The sequence below is a fragment of the Streptomyces sp. NBC_01635 genome (genome assembly GCF_045209715.1).
Classification (GTDB): Bacteria; Actinomycetota; Actinomycetes; order Streptomycetales; family Streptomycetaceae; genus Streptomyces; species Streptomyces hirsutus.
In genome coordinates this window covers 6,090,270-6,110,042 of record NZ_CP109277.1, presented here as the reverse complement: position 1 = coordinate 6,110,042, position 19,773 = coordinate 6,090,270, and the positions used below count along the sequence as shown (strand labels likewise).

Here is a 19,773-nt window from a genome sequence, read left to right as displayed (position 1 = left end):
CCCCGTCCATCCGAGGACGGGGCCGACACCTTCGCGCGCCTCAGCGGCGGGCGACGCCCTCCGCGCGGGCCGCCGCGGCGACCGCCGCGGTCACCGCCGGCGCGACCCGCTCGTCGAACGGGGACGGGATGACGTAGTCGGGTGCGAGATCGTCCCCCACCACCGCCGCCAGCGCCTCGGCCGCCGCCAGCTTCATCCCCTCGGTGATCCGCGAGGCCCGCACCTGCAGCGCCCCGGCGAAGATCCCGGGGAACGCCAGCACGTTGTTGATCTGGTTCGGGAAGTCCGACCGCCCGGTGGCCACGACCGCCGCGTACTTGTGCGCGATCTCCGGGTGCACCTCGGGCTCGGGGTTGGCCATGGCGAAGACGAAGGCGCCCTCGGCCATCGACGCCACCGCCGGCTCCGGGACCGTACCGCCGGAGACACCGATGAAGACGTCGGCCCCGGCCAGCGCGTCCTCGAGCGATCCGGACAGGCCCGCCTTGTTGGTGAACGCCGCCAGTTCGCGCTTGATCGGCGTGAGGTCCTCGCGGTCCCGCGAGACGACGCCCTTGCGGTCGGCCACCGCGACATCGCCGATGCCGGCCTCGACCAGCATCTTCGCGATGGCGACACCGGCCGCGCCCGCGCCCGAGATCACGGCCCGCAGCTCGCCCAGGGTCCGTCCGCTCAGCCGCGCCGCGTTCCGCAGCGCCGCCAGCGACACGATCGCGGTGCCGTGCTGGTCGTCGTGGAAGACCGGGATGTCCAGCCGCTCCTGGAGCCGCTGTTCGATCTCGAAGCACCGGGGCGCCGAGATGTCCTCCAGGTTCACGCCGCCGAAGGACGGGGCGAGCCGGACCACGGTCTCGATGATCTCGTCCACGTCGGTGCAGTTCAGGGCGAGCGGAACCGCGTCCACGCCGCCGAACTGCTTGAAGAGGATGGCCTTGCCCTCCATCACCGGGAGGGACGCCTCGGGGCCGATGTCACCGAGCCCCAGCACAGCCGTACCGTCGGTGACGACGGCGACGACCGAGGACTTCCAGGTGTAGTCGTGGACGAGGTCCGGCTGCTCGGCGATCGCGCTGCACACTTTCGCGACGCCGGGCGTGTAGGCCAGGGACAGGTCGTCCCGGTCACGGAGCGGCACGGTGGCCTGCACAGCCATCTTGCCGCCGCGGTGCAGCGCGAATGCCGGGTCGAAGGACTCGAGGGGCTCCGCCCCGCCGTCCTGTTCGGTATGACCGGTCCGGCCTTCGCTGTCGCTGCGAGGATTCACAATCTCCGCTGCCACTTGGTTGTACCCCTTAATCGATCATGGTTTGAGGGTTGCCGCTCCGGGTGAGGGGCGGGCGGGACCGCGCAGGGCCCGGTGGGTTGATGCGTCGGGCTCGGACGCGACGGGCGCGCCGCACACGCGCCCTGATCCCCGGATGAGGGGTGTAAAGCACCTTCTTACCGGACCGACGCCTTCGGCGACGAGTCCATAACGCAAAGGTCACATGCGGGTACCAGGACCCATCGACCAATTTCAGGACAAGACCTGGATGAACACTCGGCAAGTGCTCGAGATCCGGCAAGTCCGGCGGCCGACCGCTCCATATCCCACCGGCGACCGGAGATCTTCCGGCCGTAATGGCATACTCCCGCAGACTGTCCGGCCATGGTGGAGCGGACGAGTGCGGTTCGAGCGTCACCTGTTATCCGATTTTGACATGGCTGGCCCACTGGACGGCGTAGTCCGAATGGCAAGATGCGGTAATCACACGAGGTCGCGACACTCGAAGACGTGTGCTTCCGTCGACCTGCGGCACTGCCGAGTCCCCTCGGCAGTGGCCGACCCCATCGGCATCCCACCCTTCCGCCGGAGGAACCACCATGACCGCACGTATCACCCGTCGCTCCCTCGCCGCCAAGTCCCGACTGGCGGCGGTGGGCGCGATCGCGGTCGCAGGCTCCCTGCTCGTCACCGGTTGCGGTGACCAGACCAAGGACAACGGCTCGGACAGCAGTGGCACCGCGGCCGGCAGCACCGCCCCGCTGGCCGACAAGCTGCCCCAGTCGATACGCGACAAGGGCGTCATCAAGGTCGGTTCGGACATCGCGTACGCCCCGGTCGAGTTCAAGGACGACTCCGGCAAGACGGTCGGCATCGACCCGGACGTCGCGAACGCCATGGGCAAGGAGCTCGGCGTGAAGTTCGAGTTCCAGAACGGCACGTTCGACACCCTCATAGGCGGTCTCGCGTCCAAGCGCTACGACATAGCGATGTCGGCCATGACCGACACCAAGGAGCGGCAGGAAGGCGTCGACTCCGACACCGGCAAGAAGGTCGGCGCCGGTGTCGACTTCGTCGACTACTTCACCGCGGGCGTCTCTCTCTACACCAACAAGGGCGACGACCAGGGCATCAAGACCTGGGACGACCTGTGCGGCAAGACCATGGCGGTCCAGCGCAACACCTTCTCCCACGACCTCGCCAAGGACCAGGCGAAGAAGTGCGTGGAGGACGGCAAGAAGACGCTGAAGATCGAGGACTTCGCGACCAACCCCGAGGCCGAGACCCGGATGCGCTCCAAGGGCGCGAACGTCGTCTCCGCCGACTTCCCGATCGCCGCGTACTCCGTGAAGAACTCCGGCGGTGGCGAGTACTTCGAGATCGTCGGCGACCAGGTCGAGGCGGGCCCGTACGGCATCGCCGTCGCCAAGGACAACACCGAGCTGCGCGACGCCCTGCAGGCGGCCCTCCAGGCGGTCATCGACAGCGGTGAATACAAGAAGATCGTCGAGAAGTGGGGCGTCGAGGACGGCGCGATCACCGAGGCCAAGATCAACGGCGGCTCCTGAACCGACCCGTTCGACGCGGCTCTGAAAGGCTCCATTCGTGACTGCTGACGTCAACAAGACGGCCGGCCCCGACGCGACGCCCCCCGCCGGGCCGGAGGCCATCAAGGCCGTTCCGGTCCGGCACCCGGGGCGGTACGTGTCCGCGGCCGTCGCGCTCTTCCTTCTGGGCGCGGTCATCTACGCCTTCGCGCAAGGCAAGATCAACTGGGGCGCGATCCCCGAATACTTCTTCGACGACCGCATCATCGACGGTGTCGTGAACACCCTGCTGCTCACGGTGCTGTCGATGGTGATCGGCATCGTCGGCGGCATCCTGCTCGCCGTGATGCGCCTGTCGAAGAACCCGGTGACGTCGTCGATCGCGTGGTTCTACATCTGGTTCTTCCGCGGCACACCGGTCCTGGTCCAGCTCTTCGTCTGGTTCAACCTGGGTCTGGTGTTCGAGTACATCAACCTGGGTCCGGTCTACAAGGACTACTGGTCGTCCTTCATGACGCCGCTGCTGGCGGCGCTGCTCGGCCTGGGTCTCAACGAGGCCGCCTACATGGCCGAGATCTGCCGCGCCGGTCTGCTCTCGGTCGACGAGGGGCAGACCGAGGCGTCGCACGCCCTGGGCATGAGCCACACGAAGACGCTCCGCCGGATCGTCATCCCGCAGGCCATGCGCGTCATCGTGCCGCCGACCGGCAATGAAGTGATCAACATGCTGAAGACGACCTCGCTCGTCTCGGCGGTGCAGTTCTACGACCTCTTCAAGGAGGCGCAGGACATCGGTCAGAACGCGGGCTCGCCGGTGGAGATGTACTTCCTGGCCGCCGCCTGGTACCTGATCATGACCTCGATCCTGAGTGTCGGGCAGTACTACGTCGAGCGGTACTACGCCCGCGGTTCGAGCCGTTCCCTGCCTCCGACACCGCTGCAGCGCTTCAAGGCCGCGGTGCTTCCCACGCGCCGCCCGAAGGGAGTCGCGGCATGAACCAGTCCTCCCCCGCCATGGTCAAGGCCGAGGGCGTCCACAAGTCCTTCGGCCCCGTGGAGGTCCTCAAGGGCATCGACCTGGAGGTGAAGTCCGGCGAGGTGTTCTGCCTCATCGGCCCCTCCGGCTCCGGCAAGTCCACCTTCCTGAGGTGTATCAACCACCTCGAGAAGGTCAACGCGGGACGTCTGTACGTCGACGGGGAGCTGGTCGGCTACCGCCAGAAGGGCGACAAGCTGTACGAGCTCAAGGACGGCGAGGTCGCGCTGAAGCGCCGGGACATCGGCATGGTCTTCCAGCGCTTCAACCTGTTCCCGCACATGACGGCCGTCGAGAACGTCATGGAAGCACCGGTGCAGGTCAAGGGCGTGAGCAAGGCGCAGGCCCGGGAGCGCGCGGGGCAGCTGCTGGAACGCGTGGGCCTGGCCGACAAGGCCAGGAACTACCCCTCGCAGCTCTCCGGCGGCCAGCAGCAGCGGGTGGCGATCGCGCGGGCGCTCGCCATGGACCCGAAGCTGATGCTGTTCGACGAGCCGACCTCGGCCCTCGACCCGGAGCTGGTCGGTGACGTCCTCGACGTCATGCGCGACCTGGCCGAGTCGGGCATGACGATGGTCGTCGTCACCCACGAGATGGGCTTCGCCCGCGAGGTGGGCGACAGCCTGGTCTTCATGGACGGCGGCGTGGTGGTCGAGTCCGGCCTTCCTCGGGACGTGCTGACCGACCCGCAGCACGAGCGGACGAAGTCGTTCCTTTCCAAGGTGCTCTGACACCGCGCGGGACACACCGCATCCATGGGGCAGGGGCGGCACGGAGATCATCCGTGCCGCCCCTGCCCCATGGATGCGGCCGGTCTCACTTCAGCGCGAGCAGCAGGGTGTCCGAGGGGGAGCACCACACGGGGCGGGCCTCGGCGAACCCCTTCTCGCGCAGCACCCGGGCCTGCCAGGCGGCGGACGGCATGTCGCCGTCGGCGTGCTCGCCGTAGATCTCGAAGCGGCGGGCGGTGGGCTCGGCAAGGACGGGGTCCGCAGCCGCGCTCTTCCACCATTCGGCCCAGTCGAGGACGCCGTCCCGCTTGGCCCGGTCCATGCGCGCGTGACGCAGGGCGCGCTCGGCCGCGTTGATCCGGGGGGTCGTCTCGTCGATCATGTGGTCCGCGTTCATGAAGACGCCGCCGGGGCGGACCAGCCGCGCGACCTGGCCGTAGAGGTCCGCGAGGGGTTCGCTGTGCAGCCAGTGGAGGGCGGTGGCGGTCAGTACGGCGTCGTAGGAGTCGCGGGGGAGCCCGGCGGGCCAGTCGGGGTCCTTGAGGTCGGCCGTGACGAAGGAGACCCGCCCGTCCCCCGCGAAGGTCCCCTCGGCGATGGTGAGCAGCGCCGGGTCCAGGTCGACTCCGGTGCTGGTGGCGTCCGGGAACCGGGCGAGCAGCCGGGCGGTGATGGTCCCCGTCCCGCAGGCGAGGTCCAGGACGCGCGGGGAGGTGCCGACGACGGCCTCCACCATGTCGAGCATGACCCGCAGCCGCTCCTCGCGGTCGGGCATGTACCACTCCTGCTGCCGGTCCCAGCTCTCCTGCCAGGTCTGCCAGTCGACCGTGGACGTACTGGTGTTCGCGGTCATCGTGAAACCCCTCCCGCATCGCGAAACGTAATACCCTTTAACTGCGATCGCCTGTTACTTGATCGCGGGTACGACCATAGACTTCCGGAGTAAGGACTACAAGTGGAACTGGCCTATTACTCGGACTACGCCGTGCGTCTCGTCAACACCGAGGAGCCGGCCCGGGGCACGGACACCCTGACCTCGGTGGAGGCCGTCCGCGGTCTGTTCGGCGCCAACCAGTCCGCGGCGCGGCGCGCGACCGAGGCGGACGTGACCCGGTTCCGTTCCGTCCGGGGCCGGTTGCGCGCGGTCTTCGAGGCGGCGGACGCGGGGGACGAGACGCTCGGCGTCGACCTGCTGAACTCGCTGCTGCTGGAGTTCCCGGTGAGCCCGCAGATCTCCGGGCACGACTTCCGTGACGACGACGGCCGCCCGCTGTGGCACATGCACCTGGCCGACCATCCGTCCAACGCGACCGCCGGCTACGCCGCCATCGCCGCGATGGGCCTGGCCTTCCACCTCACCGAGTACGGCGTGGACCGTCTCGGTCTGTGCGAGGCGCCGCCCTGCCGCAACGCCTATCTCGACACGTCGACCAATCGCTCCCGGCGCTACTGCTCGGACCGCTGCGCCACCCGCGCCAACGTGGCCGCCTACCGCGCCCGCAAACGCCTGGAGGCCGAGCGGGCGGAGAACACCGGCCGGGCCGCCGACAGCGCCCAGCCCACCACGGCCAGCGGCGACCGCTGATCCGATGTGCGCGGCCGGTAGCGCAGGCGGACCCGGCCGAGCACCAGTTCGTCGGGCACCACCCCGTAGTCGGTGCTGTCACCGCCGGCGTACCGGTTGTCCCCCAGCACCCACCAGCCGCCCTCGCGCCGCTCGACGGCCCGTTTGACCACGAGCAGATCCTGCTGGAACGGGTGCCGCAGCACGATGACGCACCCCGGCCCGATCTGGGCCCCGTAGTGCACCAGGAGCCGGTCCCCGTGGCGCAGCGTGGGCACCATGGAGGGCCCCGTCACCTCGGCCACCCCGAAGGGCAGCGCTCCCGCACGCTCGGCATCCTGCGACAGCTCCGGCATCACCCGGCACCTCCCCGGTTCTTCCTCCACCAGTCCCAGTCTGACCCCGGACTTTCGTCCTAAGCCCCTGGGGGCACTCGCGAAATCCACTGCTCCACGGAGTAATGTCCCCTGTGAGAAGACGATCACGAGGAAGGACTGCTCCATGCTTTCCCGCCTGTTTGCCCCCAAGGTCAAGGTCAGCGCCCACTGCGACCTGCCCTGCGGCGTGTACGACCCGGCCCAGGCCCGCATCGAGGCAGAGTCGGTGAAGGCCGTCCAGGAGAAGATGGCCGGCAACGACGACCCCCACTTCCAGGCCCGCGCCACGGTCATCAAGGAACAGCGCGCCGAACTGGCGAAGCACCATGTCTCCGTCCTGTGGAGCGACTACTTCAAGCCCCCGCACTTCGAGAAGTACCCGGAGCTGCACCAGCTGGTCAACGACACCCTGAAGGCCCTGTCGGCCGCCAAGGGCTCGACCGACCCGGCCACCGGCCAGAAGGCGCTGGACTACATCGCCCAGATCGACAAGATCTTCTGGGAGACCAAGAAGGCCTGATTTTCGATCATGCCGCTTGACCTGCGATTTCATTGGTCGCCTGGTCTACCTGCCCGCACCCGGACCGCAGGCCGCCGAACACGGCGTCCATGACGGTCCGGGTGCGGTCTTCTTCGCCCGGCCCGGGCCCAGGTACGCACAGATCCACGGCGTGATGACGGCGAACACGTGACGGAGAGCGATCCGCACCGGCCCGACGCCCGCTCCGCCGGCGATGGGGGCGGAGGCTACGCGGCCGACGCGGACGGACGCCTCGACGGCCTGCTGGTCGTTCGGTCCGGCCACGAGCCTCTCCGGCATCCCGTGGCCTTGGTCATTGCTGCGACGGAAGGTCGCAGGACCCTCCGTCCCGCAGGGCCGAGGGCCGGTCGAGGACAGCCGGGCCCCGGGCAGCGAGTTCCCCGAGGGGCTCACCGCTCAGCCGGCATACCCTCCACTCGTCCAGGAACTCCACGCCGAGCGACTTGTAGAAGTCGATCGCCGGCTCGTTCCAGGCCAGGACCCACCACTCGAAGCGCTCGTAGCCTCTCTGCTCGCAGATCGCGGCCAGGGAGGCGAGCAACGCCTTGCCGTGTCCCCCGCCGCGGGCCGACGGGCGGACGTAGAGGTCCTCCAGGTGCATGCCGCGTGTACCGGTCCAGGTCGAGAAGTGGGGGAACCACAGGGCATAGCCCACGACCTCGCCCGTCCCGTCGTCCTCGGCGATCAGTGCGAAGGCGGCGGGATGTTCTCCGAACAGCGCCTCGCGGAGTTGCTCCCCGGTCGCCCGGGCCTGTTCCACAGCCCGTTCGTACTCGGCGAGTTCGCGGATCATCGCGCGGATCTCCGCGACGTCCTTCACAGTGGCGGCCCGGATCATGCCGGAGATCATCGGTCACGGTACCGAGCCGTGTCCATCCCCTTCCGCGCCTTCCCGACGGAGCGACCTCCACCACCCGGACTCGGACTCGGACTCGAGGGATGATCCGCAGAAGGCGTCCACGGCCACCGAGTCCGGTACGACCGGGCCATCGACCCACGGGGAAGATCGCCGCGGGTCACCGGCCCGTCCTCCGCCCCGGAGACCAGGAAGGCCTGCCCGCCGGTCGAGCCGTGCCGACCCTCGCCGTCTCCTTCCACCGTCAGGCCCCCCACCGGCTCATCGATAGCCTGCGGTGTCATGACGCGCGCATGGATCCTGCCGGTGCTGCTGGTGCTCGGTGGCTCAGTCGTGGCGACTTCGCTCGCCCTCGGTGGGAGACCCGGCTCGGCCGTGGCACTCCTGCTGATGTTCGTTCTGATCGCGGGCGTGAACTCGCCGCTGGTCTTCCCGAGGTCGGTCGGCGCGCTGGAGGCACAACGCCGCAGCGAGGCCGACGGCCGGCCGGTCGTCTTCTGGCGGCCGGGCTGCGCCTACTGCCTGCGCCTGCGCATCCGGTTGGGTCGCGGCGCCCGGCGGCTGCACTGGGTCGACATCTGGCGCGACCCCGCCGGCGCGGCAGCCGTGAGGGCCGCCGCCGACGGCAACGAGACCGTGCCCACGGTCGTCGTGGCAGGCCGGCCTCACGTCAATCCCGACCCCGCATGGGTACGGGAACAGCTCGCGCGTTCCACGTGACCGGGAGCCGTTCCCGCCGGGTCGGGGTCAGCCCGGACCCTCTTCCGGTACGGGGGCCGGACTTCCGGTGTGTTCGGGCCGGGGGGAATCGGCGCCTTCACGGCCGGGGTGCTTGTCGCAGTCCGGGTTGCCGCACGGTCCCGGTACCCAGGTCGGGACCCATGCGCCCAGCGTCTTGTGACGCCGGATGACCGTCTCCACTGGCTGTCCGCAGGAGGGACAGACCGATTCGTCGCTGCCCATAGCCCCCAGGGTAGGCCCGGCTCCGGTTCAGCGCTGCCTGCTGTACGTGCGCACCAGCACCCCGTTCTTGAACGTACGCACCGACTCGAGGGCGAACTCCGTCACCGAGAAGCCCGCCCCGAACATCGGCATGCCGGAGCCCTGCACGATCGGGTACGTCTTGATGACCAGCTCGTCGATCTCGTCGAGCAGCTCACCGGCGAGCACGGAGCCGCCGCACAGGTAGATGCCGAGCCCGCTGTCCTCGGCCTTCAGCTCCCGGACCCGGCCCACCAGATCGTCGGCGATGATCTCGACGTTCGGGTCGGGCGACTCGCTCAGCGTGCGCGAGGCGACGTACTCGCGCAGGTGGGCGTACGGGCTGGTGATGCCGTCCTTCAGCACGATGTCGTAGCTGGCGCGGCCCTGGACGACCGTGTCGAACCGCCGGTTCGGCAGGTCGTCGATGCCGAGCGGGCGGCGACCGTGGGTCGGGAGGGTCTCCGGGTATTCCGCCTTGAGGAACGCGAAGAACTCCTCGTCGACGAAGCGCATCATCGCCGACGCGTCGCCCTCCGGGTCCCCGATGAAGCCGTCGATGGAGCAGGCGATGAAGTAGGTGAGCTTTCGCAACGCGGTCTCTTTCCGTAGGCTGCCTCGTCCATGAACCACTTCAGTTGTAGTACTTCAGTTGTAGTGGTTGCAAGAGAGATACCGACGCGGGTCGGAAACCGAGGCAAGTGAGGAAAGGGATTCCGCATGGTCGCCAACCCTGGACGCCGTACGGCCCTGGTCGATGCCGGGGTCGAGGTGCTCGCCCGCGAGGGGGCCCGGGGACTGACGTTCCGCGCGGTGGACGCGCAGGCCGGGGTGCCGGTGGGGACCGCCTCCAACTACTTCGCAGGACGGGACGACCTGCTGCGCCAGATCGACTCCCGGCTGCACATACGGCTCGCGCCCGACCCCTCGGTCGTCGCCGAGCTGCTGACCCGGCCGCGGGACCGCGCGCTCGTCGCCGCGTTCATGCACGACCTGACGGCGCGTGCGACCGGTGACCGCACGGGCTGGCTGGCCCTGCTGGAGATGCGGCTGGAGGCCACCCGGCGCCCCGGGCTGCTCGCCTCCTACACCGCCTCGATCCGCGGCGACCTCGTGGAGGGCATGGAGTTCCAGCGGACCGCCGGGCTTCCGGGCGGCGACGAGACGGTGGCGGTGCTGTACCTGGCCATGCTCGGGCTGCTCCTGGACCACCTGACGCTGCCGGGCGTCCTGGAGGGCGTACTGCCCGGGGTGAGCGTGCCGGACGGGCTCGTGGACCGGATCGTGGCGACGATCGTGCCGGAAACGACCGAGACGGCGGAAACGACCGAGACGGCGGAGAAACGGGGTGAGGAACGGGCTCAGGAATAACGCGCGCCGGGCGGTTCCACGAGCCCTCCGACCGGGTGTGCGGCGGAAGGGGCAGGCGTGGCCTCTCCCGTCCCGCGTTCGGCTCCCGCGGGCCACACGATCTCCACGGGGATGCCCCGGGCTCGGGCATACGTCACCAAGTGGGCGGTGGCGTCAAAGCCGTTGGTCGGGGAGCCGTCCCAGACCGCCAGGAGCAGCCCGCTGGTGGCGATCATCCGCTCGTCCGCGCCGATGCAGGAATCCCGGTGGTTCGGGTCGTACGGCAGCAGCCGCGCCTGGTCGGCGAGGTTCAGCAGTTCACCGGCGGCCATCCGGTCGTGCCGGGGCGGCATGGCGGGGACGCCGTTGTGCGTGGGGATGACCACGACCAGGCGGCGGCCCGACGCACTCGCCGCCCGGCCGAGCGCCACCGGCGCCCCCGCACCGCAGCGCACCATGACCGACCCCGGCTCGACATGCCTCCCCAGTCGTTCCAGGCGCTTCAGTCGCTCCTGGAACGCGGACTCCACCAGCGCGAATGTGCGCGGGGTCAGATCGGCATGTCCGACCGCCGCGATCTCCCTGCCCGCCGCCCCGCCGCCCGGCACCTGGTCGCCTGCCGCCCCGTTGTCGCGCGCCGTTGTGCTCATCTCGCCCCTGACAATCCTCGCCGACCGGTCCTCGCGAGGGCCAGTGAAGCGGGGACGCGCACCGGCAGCCAGGGCCGAACGTCCCTGAGGCGAGAGGAAACCGGCCCGATCGGGCGCGGGCAGGCGGGCAGACGGGCAGGCTCAGTCGACCGTGGTCGGGCTCGGACGGGCTCAACCGGGCACGGGCGGGTCCGGTCGGGTGCGGGCGGGACGCCGGCCGCGGTCACGGGGTGCGGGGTTCGCGCCACATCGGCCACATACGGGGGCCTTCCGGAAGCCGCAGGGGCTCGCAGACCTGGGCGAAACCGAGGCGTTCGTACAACAGGCGGCTGCGCACACTGCTCGCCTCCAGATAGGCGGGCAGCCCCTCGCGGTCGCAGCGGTCGAGAACCGAGCCGATGAGCGCGGTACCGAGCCCTTCACCCTGTCGGCCGGGCAGCACACCGATCATCCACAGGTACTCGTGGGCCCGCCCGGTGGGGTGGACGCCCGCCGTCAGCCGGCCGATCATCTCCACCCGCTCGTTCTCCGGATCGACGGCCCGGCGTACCTGCGCCGGGCCCTCGTCGTCCGCCGGGTCCCCGGCGCCGTGGTCGTCCGCCGGCATCGACATCCACAGCGCGCACGCCGAACCGTCCTCCATGACGTCGATGCGTCCCTCGGCGAGCACGATGTCGGTGAAGGCTCCCATCAGCCTGTGGTGCGTCGTACGGCGGTACTCCGTGCCCGGGAAGACCCAGCCACTGACCGGGTCGTCCTGGAACGCCTCGTCCAGGAGCCGGACCAGCAGCTCCCGGTCCCCGTCCCCAGCCGCCCGGATCGCCACACCCATGTCCGCCCCTCCGCCTCAACCCTCGCCTACCGTACGGGGGTTGACCCTATCGGGACGACGGTGGCCGACGGGAGAACGACTACGGCCGCTCATCAAAAGCCCTCCCGTCCCTGCCATGACAGGGGCAGGGACGGGAGGCCGCGGGACGGCCGGGCCCCGCATCGTGGGAAAGTGCGGGGTCCGCCGGACCGGGAGCACGGTGGCCGTACGGGGTCGGGGTCCCGCACGTCCCCGGCCCGGCGGCCCGGTGACCCGGGTCACCGGGCACCTAGGTGATGCGCCGGGTCACGAACTCGGCGAGGGCCAGCAGTCCGTCCGCCGCCTCCGGGGCCGGCACCGCGCGGGCGAGTTCCTGCATCACCCGGGCCATGCGGTCGGCGGCCTGGGCCTGCGCCCAGTCGCGGCCGCCCGCCCGTTCCACGGTCAGGGCGATGTGCTCCAGATCCTCCTCCGCATGCGGGGCCGCGTACAGCGCGGCGAGTTCGGACGCCGCCGGGGTGCCGGAGGTGAGCGCGGCGACCACCGGCAGGGACTTCTTACGGGCGGCCAGATCCGCACCGGCGGGCTTGCCGGTACGGCGCGGATCTCCCCATATGCCGATCACGTCGTCGATCAGCTGGAAGGCCAGCCCCGCCTCACGGCCGAACGCGTCCAGTGCCGCCACGTCAGCCGCCCCGGCGTCCGCGTACAGCGCGCCGAGCGCGCAGGCGCAGCCGAGCAGCGCGCCCGTTTTCGCCTCGGCCATGGACAGCGTCTCGTCGAGGGTGACCTCGCCGGGAGCGCGCCCTTCCATGGCCGTGTCCACCTGTTGTCCCGCGCACAGTTCCACGACGCAGTCCGCGAGCCGGGCCACCGCGGCCGGGGCCGACGGGTGTGTGTCCTCCGCGAGCAGCCGCAGGGCGAGGGCGTGGAGGGCGTCTCCTGCGAGGATCGCGTCGGCATCGCCGAAGACGGTCCATGCGGTGGGCCGGTGGCGCCGGGTGGTGTCCCGGTCCATCACGTCGTCGTGCAACAAGGTGAAGTTGTGCACCAGTTCCACCGCGGCGGCTGCCCGGACGGCCGTCGCCCGTGCCGCGGGGCCGCCCAGGGCGGAGGCCGCGGCGAGAACCAGTGCGGGGCGGATCGCCTTGCCGGAACCGCCGGTGGCCGGGGTCCCGTCCGCGTGCTCCCAGCCGAAGTGGTAGCGGGCGATCCTGCGCAGCGGGCCGGGCAGCGAGCCGATGGCGGCCCGGAGCACCGGGTCGACCTCGGCCCGTGCCCGCTCGAGCAGAATCGTCGCCTCGTGAGCCTCGGTCGTCGCCTCGTGGCCTTCGACGGGAGGGTGCTCGTCCTCCGTCTCCGTCGTGAGCCCGGCCATGGACTCCGTCATGAAATCACCTCTGGACCCGTCTCGGAGGATGACCGGAGGTGGCGCTTCCGCCGGCGTCGCGCGCGTACCCCCAGGGTGTACCCGCCCGGGTGGGCGGGGACACGGCGTGCGGGCCGAGAGATCCCGGAAGGTCACCGCCAGCGACCGATCTCGACGTTCTCCAGGACGCCGAGCGCGTCCGGCACCAGGACCGCGGCCGAGTAGTAGGCCGTGACCAGGTACTTGATGATGGCCTGTTCGTTGATGCCCATGAACCGCACGGAGAGGCCCGGCTCGATCTCGTCGGGGATGCCGGAGGCCCGCAGACCGATGACGCCCTGGTCCTCCTCACCGGTGCGCAGGGCGATGATGGAGGTCGTACGCTCTTCGGTGACCGGGATCTTGTTGCACGGGAAGATGGGCACGCCCCGCCAGGTGGGGATGCGGTTGCCCGCCATGTCGATGGTCTCCGGGACCAGCCCCCGCTTGTTGAGCTCGCGGCCGATGGCGGAGATCGCGCGCGGATGGGCGAGGAGCAGCTTGGTGCCACGCCGCCTGCTGAGCAGTTCGTCCAGGTCGTCGGGGGCGGGCACGCCGTCGTGCGGCTGGATCCGCTGGTCGTACTCGCAGTTGTGCAGCAGGCCGAAGCCGCGGTTGTTGACGAGTTCGTGCTCCTGGCGCTCCTTCAACGCCTCGACGGTCAGCCTGATCTGCTGCTCCGTCTGGTTCATGGGCTGGTTGTAGAGGTCGGCCACGCGTGAGTGGATGCGCAGCACGGTCTGGGCCACGCTCAGTTCGTACTCGCGGGGTTTGGCGTCGTAGTCGACGAAGGTGTGCGGGATGTCCGGCTCCCCGCTGTGGTCGGCCGCGAGGTCGATCTCCTTCTCGCCGTACTTGTTGGTGCGCTGGCTGGGGATGGATCGCTGCTGCAGGAGGTGCCCGCGCAGCGTCTCGGACCGCTCGGCGACCTGCTCGACGGCGTCACGCGGCAGCACGAGCACGGTGCAGGCGGTCAGGGTGCGGGTGGTGTATTCCCAGATGGCGCCCTCGTCCAGCAGCGCCTGGTCGCCGAAGTAGGCACCGTCGGCGAGGACTCCGAGGGACTCGTCGCCGCCGTAGGGGCCGGTGCCGACCTTCTCGACCCGGCCGTGCGCCAGCAGGAACACCTCGTCGGCCGGGCTGCCGAAGGAGGCGATCACCTGGCCGGCCTCGATCTCCCGCTGCCGGCAGCGGGAGGCCAGCTCCGAGAGCACCTCCTCGTCCTCGTACGACCGCAGGGCCGGCAGCTCGCCCAGCTCGGCCGGGATGACCTCGACGCGATCGCCGGTCTTCACGAACGTCACGCGTCCGTCGCCGACGGCGTACGTCAGCCGCCGGTTCACCCGGTACGTACCGCCCTGCACGTCCGTCCAGGGCAGCATGCGCAGCAGCCAGCGCGAGCTGATCTCCTGCATCTGCGGTACGGACTTGGTGGTGGTGGCCAGGTTCCGCGCCGCGGCCGTGCCGAGGCTCTGCTGCTGCCGGGTCTGCTCGGTGCGGACCTCTTCGCCTACCGACATAAAGAATTGCCCTCCCAGTTGTGACCGGCGCCCATCCGTGCCGGGCGTCGGTCTCCGCGGCAAAGCCTTCCTCACGGAACGTGTCCGCGGTATTACCCGAATGAGCGGGAATGGATCTTCAACTGTGTGGGCATTCATGGGGATTCCGTTCAGCGGTGGCCCCGTGGCCGAACGTTGTCCGAATCGGGCCGCACAGGGACCGAACGAGGGGTTGCGTTCGTTCCGTTCAGGTACAAGCACCGGTACGAGGCGGCTGCGACCGGCAGCCGTCGCGCTGCGAGAAGGAGGCGCGGCCCATGGCCCCACCCATGTCCGCGAGTGCGTTCCTGAGCTCCTTGAAGGCGGAGGGCCTCACGGTCGTCGAGGTCGGTGACTGGCGCGATCACAACCGCAACCACAAGGGTCCCTGGGGGCCGGTGCACGGCGTGATGATCCATCACACGGTCACCCAGGGCAGCGCCCGGACCGTGGACCTGTGCCGCAAGGGCTACTCGGGCCTGCCGGGGCCGCTGTGCCACGGCGTCATCACCAAGGACGGCAAGGTCCACCTCGTCGGCTACGGCCGCGCCAACCACGCCGGCCTGGGCGACGACGACGTGCTGCGCGCGGTGATCGCGGAGAAGGGGCTGCCCGCGGACAACGAGCAGAACACCGACGGCAACCGGCACTTCTACGGCTTCGAGTGCGAGAACCTGGGCGACGGGGAGGACCCCTGGCCCGCGGCGCAGCTGGAGGCCATCGAGAGAGCCGCCGCCGCGGTCTGCCGCCGCCACGGCTGGAACGAGCGGTCGGTGATCGGGCACCTGGAGTGGCAGCCCGGAAAGGTGGACCCGCGCGGGTTCACGATGGCGTCGATGCGGAAGCGGATCCGCGACCGGCTCAAGTGACGCACTCGGGCGTACGCGCGTGCGGGAAGACGGGCGGGAGGGCGGACGGGAGGAGGGCCGGGACCGAGCTGGCGACAATCCGTCGGAAGCTGTCGCCCGGACCCCTGGGGATGCGGCGCACGCGCTTCTAGCGTGGTGAGTCGTCCCAGGTCGTCCCAGGTAAAGGCGCCGCCATGCAATACGTCGCACCCGTAGCCGTCGGGGTTCTCTACGCACTGCTGATGTCCTTCGCCCGCGAGCCGCACCGGCGGCGTCTGAACGCCGTCATGCTCGCCGGTGCGGGCGCCGCCTACCTCAGCGGGGGCGGCCTGGGCGGCTGGGAGTTCGCCTTCACCGCGCTGATCGCCTACGTCGCGTTCCGCGGCCTGGATTCGTGGACGTTCATCGGCATCGGCTGGCTGCTGCACACCGCGTGGGACGTCGTCCACCACCTCAAGGGCAACCCCATCGTCCCGTTCGCCCCCACCTCGTCGCTGGGCTGCGCGATCTGCGACCCGGTGATCGCCCTGTGGTGTCTTCGGGGAGGCCCGTCCCTGATCGGCCTCGTCCGCCGCCGACGGCGCGGGCGCCGCCCCGGCAGCAGGGAATCCACGCCCGCCGAACCCGCCGGACACCCCGGCACCGGGGCGCCGGTCCCGAGCGGCAGTTCGAGCTGACGGCACGCCTCGGCCACGCGTTCGCCCGGAGCCCGGTCGGCAACGGCGAAATCCAGCCATGCTCACTCTCCCGGTCCGACCCTCCGGCGCCCCGTCGCCCCCACCGGGCGACAATGACCCCGTGACCAGCCCGGACACCCCCGATCCCGACACCGGCCCGACGCCAGGCGCCCGTCCCGGCCCCGAGCCCGCGGTATCCGCCTCCGCGGCCTCCACCCCCCTGACCTCCACCGCCACGGCTTCCCCGGCCCCCGTCGGCCACGGAGGCCTCGCGGGCCTGCGCCCCCGGCTGCCCTCGCCGGTGCAGGACGTCGTGGACGAACGGTTCGAGCGGCGCGGGGTCCGGCTGGTGCTGAAGCGGGACGATCTGATCCATCCGGAGCTGATCGGAAACAAGTGGCGCAAACTCGCGCCGAACCTGTCGGCGGCGACCGGCCGGACGGTGCTCACCTTCGGTGGCGCCTACTCCAACCACCTGCGGGCCACCGCCGCCGCCGGACGACTGCTGGGGCTGCCCACGGTCGGCGTGGTGCGCGGCCAGGAACTCGCCGGCCGCCCCCTCAACGCCTCACTGGCCCGGTGCGTGGCCGACGGCATGCGGCTGCACTTCGTCGACCGGGCGACCTACCGCGACAAGACCGCGCCGGCGACCCTCGCGGCCGTCCTGCGCGAGGCGGGCGCCGTGGACGCGTACGTCGTCCCCGAGGGCGGCAGCAACGCCCTCGCCGTGCGCGGCTGCCGGGCGCTCGGGGAGGAGCTGGCCGGCCGGGCGGACGTGGTCGCGACGGCGTGCGGCACCGGCGGAACGCTCGCCGGACTGGCCTCCGGGCTCGGCCGGGGCGGGCGCGCGCTGGGCGTTCCGGTACTCAAGGGCGGCTTCCTGGCCGCCGGGATACGGGGGCTGCAGGCCGAGGCGTTCGGTGGTCCGCGCGGCGACTGGAGCCTGGACGACCGCTTCCACTTCGGCGGCTACGCCCGGACCACCCCGGAACTCGACGCGTTCGCCGCGGATTTCGAGCGCCGTCACGGCGTACCCGTCGAACGTGTCTATGTCGCCAAATTGCTTTACGCTCTTGTCGTCCTGGTCGAGGAAAACGCGTTCCCGCGCGGGAGCACGGTCGCGGCCGTCGTCACCGGGCGCCCTTTCCCGTGAGCGGGCGGGCCTGTGGGCAAGGGCTTCCGGGTGTTTCCCGAGGTGCCCCCGAGAGGACTCCGGCACGGACGGTTCGACCGTCTGACGTCTGGGTACGTCAATGCGGCGCGCGCTCTTCCCATTCGGGCCCGCAGCCCCCTAGCCACGGAGCGTATCCGTAGCTTTACTATGAGTAACAGCGCGGGGTCGGGGTCCCGGGGACAGGACCATCCGGAGCGCGGTAGCGTCACCGCTGAACCACGTATCGCGTCATCCGGGGGCAACCCCGATCCTGAACGCTTGTACCACCTTGGAGGTGAGGGTGTCCCAGATCGCAGGCGAGCCCGCGACCCAGGACTTCGTGGAAGTCCGGCTGCCGGCCGCGGGGGCCTACCTGTCGGTGCTGCGTACGGCTACGGCCGGCCTCGCGGCCCGTTTGGACTTCACCCTCGACGAGATCGAGGACCTGCGCATCGCGGTCGACGAGGCCTGCGCGATCCTGCTTCAGCAGGCCGTGCCGGGTTCGGTGCTCAGTTGTGTCTTCCGCCTCGTCGACGACTCGCTCGAGGTCACCGTCTCGGCGCCCACCACGGACGGCCACGCCCCTTCGCGCGACACCTTCGCGTGGACCGTGCTGTCCGCTCTCGCGGGCAAGGTCTCCTCCGCCGTGGACGAGGACAAAACCGTTTCGATCAGCCTCTACAAACAGCGCGGCGCGGGACCCGGGCCGGCGTGAGGAACGAGGACGGGCCGGTGCGGGACGAAGAACGCGGCACACGCGAGCTGCCGGCCGAGCGGGTCTCCGGCGGCATCGAGGGCATCGACGCCATCCCGGAACAGGCCCGGCCGCATCCGGAGGACGACGCCCCGGTGGCCGGCGCTCCGGACGACGGGCAGCACGACCCCGCCGCGCGGAGCAGGCCTGAGGCCGGTCGGCCCAGGACCTCCCCCGGCCCCGGGGGAGGCCGGGCGCGTGGGGAGCCGGTGGCGGGGGACGAGGCGAGCGCTCGGGGAAGGGCGACGGGCGGGACGATGAACGAGCACGAGCGACACGCCGAGAGCGAGGCGCCGCGGACGCCGGGTGCGCAGGGCTCCCAGCGCGCCCCGGACACCCCGGGCACGCACGGCGCGCAGCGCGACCCGCAGGACCGCAGTGGGGCGCGTGCCTTGTTCCTCGAGCTGCGCACGCTGCAGGACGGCACTCCGGAGTACGCGGAGCTGCGCAACCGGCTGGTCCGCATGCATCTGCCGCTCGTCGAGCATCTCGCGCGCCGCTTCCGCAACCGCGGGGAGCCGCTGGACGACCTGACCCAGGTCGCCACCATCGGCCTGATCAAGTCGGTCGACCGCTTCGACCCGGACCGTGGCGTGGAGTTCTCGACGTACGCGACCCCGACGGTCGTCGGCGAGATCAAGCGACACTTCCGCGACAAGGGCTGGGCGGTGCGCGTCCCCCGCAGGCTGCAGGAGCTGCGGCTGGCGCTGACGACGGCGACGGCCGAGCTCTCGCAGCAGCACGGCCGCTCCCCCACGGTCCACGAACTCGCCGAGAAGCTGGCGATCTCGGAGGAGGAGGTCCTGGAGGGCCTGGAGTCCGCCAACGCGTACTCCACTCTGTCCCTGGACGTTCCCGACACCGACGACGACTCCCCGGCGGTCGCGGACACCCTGGGCGCGGAGGACGAGGCGCTGGAGGGCGTGGAGTACCGCGAGTCGCTGAAGCCGCTGCTCGAGGACCTTCCTCCGCGCGAGAAGCGGATTCTGCTGCTGCGCTTCTTCGGCAACATGACCCAGTCGCAGATCGCCCAGGAGGTGGGCATCTCCCAGATGCACGTCTCCCGGCTGCTGGCCCGCACACTGGCCCAGTTGCGGGAGAAGTTGCTCGTGGAGGAGTGAGCTGCGAAGGGGGCCCGGACCGCGAACCCGCGCTCGGGTCGTGGGGGGCGTTACTTCTCGGCGTTCCCGGGCCCCCGGATACCGAGGGCCCGGGTCGTCTCGGGGTTCAGCAGCAGGACCAGGGCCGTGACGGCCACCACCGCGAGCACGATCCCCGCCGGGATGGCCACGCTGTCGGACTGCAGCAGGTTGTAGGCCACGGGCAGGGCCAGGAGCTGGGTGATGAGGGCCGGGCCGCGGCTCCAGCTGCGGCGTCCGAGCAGCCCGCGCGCGGCGAGCAGCGGCAGCAGGGCGAGGACCGCGAGCGTCACTCCGCCGGTGACGGCCTGCTGCCGGTCGTCCGGCTGTCCTGTGAGCCCGCGGACCAGCATCCAGATCCCGCCGATCAGCAGGGCCAGCCCCTCCAGGGCGGCGAGCCCCGCGGCGTACGTCAGGCGGCGCGGGCGGGGGCCGGCGGGGGCCGGGGCGGTGGTGGGGGTCTGCTCGCTGCTCACCCCTGAAGGGTAGCTCTCACCCCGCGCGCCTCCATGCCGAGGTTCACGCCCCCTTCTCCGCCCGTGCCGCCC

At 70.7% G+C, this 19,773-nt stretch carries 24 protein-coding genes; 12 read left to right on the top strand and 12 right to left on the bottom strand.

All coding sequences use genetic code 11. The features are described from left to right. Positions 1-40 precede the first annotated feature (40 nt). Entirely contained in the window at positions 41-1,279 is a 1,239-nt protein-coding gene (locus tag OHB56_RS28515; protein ID WP_055627855.1) for an NADP-dependent malic enzyme, read from the bottom strand. A gap of 584 nt (positions 1,280-1,863) precedes the next feature. Between OHB56_RS28515 and OHB56_RS28510 the strand changes: the two genes are divergently transcribed. The 3 genes from OHB56_RS28510 to OHB56_RS28500 are packed head-to-tail and all read left to right on the top strand — an operon-like array spanning position 1,864 to position 4,578. Next, the gene (locus tag OHB56_RS28510) at positions 1,864-2,832 is read left to right on the top strand and encodes an ABC transporter substrate-binding protein (RefSeq protein ID WP_326754704.1); all 969 of its coding nucleotides are present in this window, start codon (positions 1,864-1,866) and stop codon (positions 2,830-2,832) included. 37 nt (positions 2,833-2,869) lie between these two features. After that, positions 2,870-3,808, top strand: coding sequence for an amino acid ABC transporter permease (locus OHB56_RS28505; RefSeq protein ID WP_326754703.1), 939 nt, complete (start codon positions 2,870-2,872; stop codon positions 3,806-3,808). Continuing rightward, the gene (locus OHB56_RS28500; protein WP_326754702.1) at positions 3,805-4,578 is read left to right on the top strand and encodes an amino acid ABC transporter ATP-binding protein; all 774 of its coding nucleotides are present in this window, start codon (positions 3,805-3,807) and stop codon (positions 4,576-4,578) included. Before OHB56_RS28505 ends, OHB56_RS28500 begins: the two co-directional genes overlap by 4 nt. A gap of 85 nt (positions 4,579-4,663) precedes the next feature. Here OHB56_RS28500 and OHB56_RS28495 read toward each other — a convergent pair whose 3' ends face one another. Continuing rightward, positions 4,664-5,431 carry a class I SAM-dependent methyltransferase gene (locus tag OHB56_RS28495; protein WP_406356397.1) on the bottom strand — a complete coding sequence of 256 codons (768 nt, stop codon included), beginning with the start codon at positions 5,429-5,431 and terminating at the stop codon, positions 4,664-4,666. 102 nt (positions 5,432-5,533) lie between these two features. Between OHB56_RS28495 and OHB56_RS28490 the strand changes: the two genes are divergently transcribed. After that, positions 5,534-6,163, top strand: coding sequence for a CGNR zinc finger domain-containing protein (locus OHB56_RS28490; protein ID WP_326754700.1), 630 nt, complete (start codon positions 5,534-5,536; stop codon positions 6,161-6,163). Here the strand turns inward: OHB56_RS28490 and sodX are convergent. Next, positions 6,067-6,498, bottom strand: a complete 432-nt coding sequence (sodX, locus tag OHB56_RS28485) for a nickel-type superoxide dismutase maturation protease (protein WP_406356395.1) — start codon at positions 6,496-6,498, stop codon at positions 6,067-6,069. The two genes, OHB56_RS28490 and sodX, sit on opposite strands and share 97 nt — an antisense overlap. A gap of 145 nt (positions 6,499-6,643) precedes the next feature. On the opposite strand from sodX, the gene sodN reads away from it, so the two are divergent. Beyond that, entirely contained in the window at positions 6,644-7,039 is a 396-nt protein-coding gene (gene sodN, locus OHB56_RS28480) for a superoxide dismutase, Ni (RefSeq protein ID WP_003992892.1), read from the top strand. Between the two features lie 45 nt (positions 7,040-7,084). On the opposite strand, the gene OHB56_RS28475 is transcribed toward sodN, so the two are convergent. Continuing rightward, positions 7,085-7,324, bottom strand: a complete 240-nt coding sequence (locus tag OHB56_RS28475; RefSeq protein WP_326754698.1) for a hypothetical protein — start codon at positions 7,322-7,324, stop codon at positions 7,085-7,087. Between the two features lie 28 nt (positions 7,325-7,352). Next, positions 7,353-7,898, bottom strand: a complete 546-nt coding sequence (locus OHB56_RS28470; protein WP_326754697.1) for a GNAT family N-acetyltransferase — start codon at positions 7,896-7,898, stop codon at positions 7,353-7,355. Between the two features lie 300 nt (positions 7,899-8,198). Between OHB56_RS28470 and OHB56_RS28465 the strand changes: the two genes are divergently transcribed. Continuing rightward, positions 8,199-8,636, top strand: coding sequence for a glutaredoxin domain-containing protein (locus OHB56_RS28465; protein WP_326754696.1), 438 nt, complete (start codon positions 8,199-8,201; stop codon positions 8,634-8,636). A gap of 27 nt (positions 8,637-8,663) precedes the next feature. Here OHB56_RS28465 and OHB56_RS28460 read toward each other — a convergent pair whose 3' ends face one another. Continuing rightward, the gene (locus OHB56_RS28460) at positions 8,664-8,879 is read right to left on the bottom strand and encodes a hypothetical protein (RefSeq protein WP_326754695.1); all 216 of its coding nucleotides are present in this window, start codon (positions 8,877-8,879) and stop codon (positions 8,664-8,666) included. Between the two features lie 27 nt (positions 8,880-8,906). Continuing rightward, positions 8,907-9,491, bottom strand: coding sequence for a dihydrofolate reductase family protein (locus tag OHB56_RS28455; protein ID WP_326754694.1), 585 nt, complete (start codon positions 9,489-9,491; stop codon positions 8,907-8,909). 126 nt (positions 9,492-9,617) lie between these two features. Here OHB56_RS28455 and OHB56_RS28450 point away from each other — a divergent pair, with 126 nt between their 5' ends. After that, positions 9,618-10,268 (top strand): TetR/AcrR family transcriptional regulator, encoded by a 651-nt coding sequence (locus OHB56_RS28450; protein ID WP_406356391.1) that lies wholly within the window; start codon positions 9,618-9,620, stop codon positions 10,266-10,268. Here OHB56_RS28450 and OHB56_RS28445 read toward each other — a convergent pair. From OHB56_RS28445 to OHB56_RS28430, 4 genes are all read right to left on the bottom strand, one after another. After that, positions 10,259-10,897 (bottom strand): hypothetical protein, encoded by a 639-nt coding sequence (locus tag OHB56_RS28445; RefSeq protein WP_406356389.1) that lies wholly within the window; start codon positions 10,895-10,897, stop codon positions 10,259-10,261. The two genes, OHB56_RS28450 and OHB56_RS28445, sit on opposite strands and share 10 nt — an antisense overlap. A 223-nt stretch (positions 10,898-11,120) precedes the next feature. Further along, positions 11,121-11,729, bottom strand: a complete 609-nt coding sequence (locus OHB56_RS28440; protein ID WP_326754691.1) for a GNAT family N-acetyltransferase — start codon at positions 11,727-11,729, stop codon at positions 11,121-11,123. A 268-nt stretch (positions 11,730-11,997) separates the two neighbouring features. After that, a complete protein-coding gene (locus OHB56_RS28435) occupies positions 11,998-13,086 on the bottom strand; it encodes a family 2 encapsulin nanocompartment cargo protein polyprenyl transferase (RefSeq protein ID WP_406359232.1) in 1,089 nt (362 codons plus the stop codon). 143 nt (positions 13,087-13,229) lie between these two features. Further along, positions 13,230-14,636, bottom strand: coding sequence for a family 2B encapsulin nanocompartment shell protein (locus tag OHB56_RS28430; RefSeq protein WP_326754689.1), 1,407 nt, complete (start codon positions 14,634-14,636; stop codon positions 13,230-13,232). Positions 14,637-14,932: 296 nt separating this feature from the next. Here OHB56_RS28430 and OHB56_RS28425 point away from each other — a divergent pair, with 296 nt between their 5' ends. The 5 genes from OHB56_RS28425 (at position 14,933) to OHB56_RS28405 (ending at position 19,207) form a co-directional block, all read left to right on the top strand. Further along, positions 14,933-15,523: an N-acetylmuramoyl-L-alanine amidase gene (locus tag OHB56_RS28425; protein ID WP_326754688.1), complete on the top strand. Its 591-nt coding sequence runs from the start codon at positions 14,933-14,935 to the stop codon at positions 15,521-15,523. 173 nt (positions 15,524-15,696) lie between these two features. Then, positions 15,697-16,179, top strand: coding sequence for a DUF6010 family protein (locus OHB56_RS28420; protein WP_406356386.1), 483 nt, complete (start codon positions 15,697-15,699; stop codon positions 16,177-16,179). Between the two features lie 121 nt (positions 16,180-16,300). Further along, entirely contained in the window at positions 16,301-17,332 is a 1,032-nt protein-coding gene (locus tag OHB56_RS28415; RefSeq protein WP_406356384.1) for a 1-aminocyclopropane-1-carboxylate deaminase/D-cysteine desulfhydrase, read from the top strand. Between the two features lie 301 nt (positions 17,333-17,633). Then, positions 17,634-18,047 carry an anti-sigma regulatory factor gene (locus OHB56_RS28410; RefSeq protein ID WP_004925829.1) on the top strand — a complete coding sequence of 138 codons (414 nt, stop codon included), beginning with the start codon at positions 17,634-17,636 and terminating at the stop codon, positions 18,045-18,047. A 17-nt stretch (positions 18,048-18,064) separates the two neighbouring features. Next, positions 18,065-19,207: an RNA polymerase sigma factor SigF gene (locus OHB56_RS28405; RefSeq protein WP_326754686.1), complete on the top strand. Its 1,143-nt coding sequence runs from the start codon at positions 18,065-18,067 to the stop codon at positions 19,205-19,207. 50 nt (positions 19,208-19,257) lie between these two features. Here the strand turns inward: OHB56_RS28405 and OHB56_RS28400 are convergent, their stop codons facing one another. Then, positions 19,258-19,701: a hypothetical protein gene (locus OHB56_RS28400; protein WP_326754685.1), complete on the bottom strand. Its 444-nt coding sequence runs from the start codon at positions 19,699-19,701 to the stop codon at positions 19,258-19,260. Positions 19,702-19,773: the final 72 nt, after the last annotated feature.

Bases quoted from the DNA above. Each gene is read 5' to 3' on its own strand.
- OHB56_RS28510 (WP_326754704.1), top strand. From the start codon at position 1,864: ATGACCGCACGTATCACCCGTCGCTCCCTCGCCGCCAAGTCCCGACTG.
- OHB56_RS28500 (WP_326754702.1), top strand. From the start codon at position 3,805: ATGAACCAGTCCTCCCCCGCCATGGTCAAGGCCGAGGGCGTCCACAAG.
- OHB56_RS28495 (WP_406356397.1), bottom strand. From the start codon at position 5,431: ATGACCGCGAACACCAGTACGTCCACGGTCGACTGGCAGACCTGGCAG.
- sodX (WP_406356395.1), bottom strand. From the start codon at position 6,498: ATGCCGGAGCTGTCGCAGGATGCCGAGCGTGCGGGAGCGCTGCCCTTC.
- sodN (WP_003992892.1), top strand. From the start codon at position 6,644: ATGCTTTCCCGCCTGTTTGCCCCCAAGGTCAAGGTCAGCGCCCACTGC.
- OHB56_RS28470 (WP_326754697.1), bottom strand. From the start codon at position 7,898: ATGATCCGGGCCGCCACTGTGAAGGACGTCGCGGAGATCCGCGCGATG.
- OHB56_RS28465 (WP_326754696.1), top strand. From the start codon at position 8,199: ATGACGCGCGCATGGATCCTGCCGGTGCTGCTGGTGCTCGGTGGCTCA.
- OHB56_RS28460 (WP_326754695.1), bottom strand. From the start codon at position 8,879: ATGGGCAGCGACGAATCGGTCTGTCCCTCCTGCGGACAGCCAGTGGAG.
- OHB56_RS28450 (WP_406356391.1), top strand. From the start codon at position 9,618: ATGGTCGCCAACCCTGGACGCCGTACGGCCCTGGTCGATGCCGGGGTC.
- OHB56_RS28445 (WP_406356389.1), bottom strand. From the start codon at position 10,897: ATGAGCACAACGGCGCGCGACAACGGGGCGGCAGGCGACCAGGTGCCG.
- OHB56_RS28440 (WP_326754691.1), bottom strand. From the start codon at position 11,729: ATGGGTGTGGCGATCCGGGCGGCTGGGGACGGGGACCGGGAGCTGCTG.
- OHB56_RS28435 (WP_406359232.1), bottom strand. From the start codon at position 13,086: ATGGCCGGGCTCACGACGGAGACGGAGGACGAGCACCCTCCCGTCGAA.
- OHB56_RS28430 (WP_326754689.1), bottom strand. From the start codon at position 14,636: ATGTCGGTAGGCGAAGAGGTCCGCACCGAGCAGACCCGGCAGCAGCAG.
- OHB56_RS28425 (WP_326754688.1), top strand. From the start codon at position 14,933: ATGGCCCCACCCATGTCCGCGAGTGCGTTCCTGAGCTCCTTGAAGGCG.
- OHB56_RS28420 (WP_406356386.1), top strand. From the start codon at position 15,697: ATGCAATACGTCGCACCCGTAGCCGTCGGGGTTCTCTACGCACTGCTG.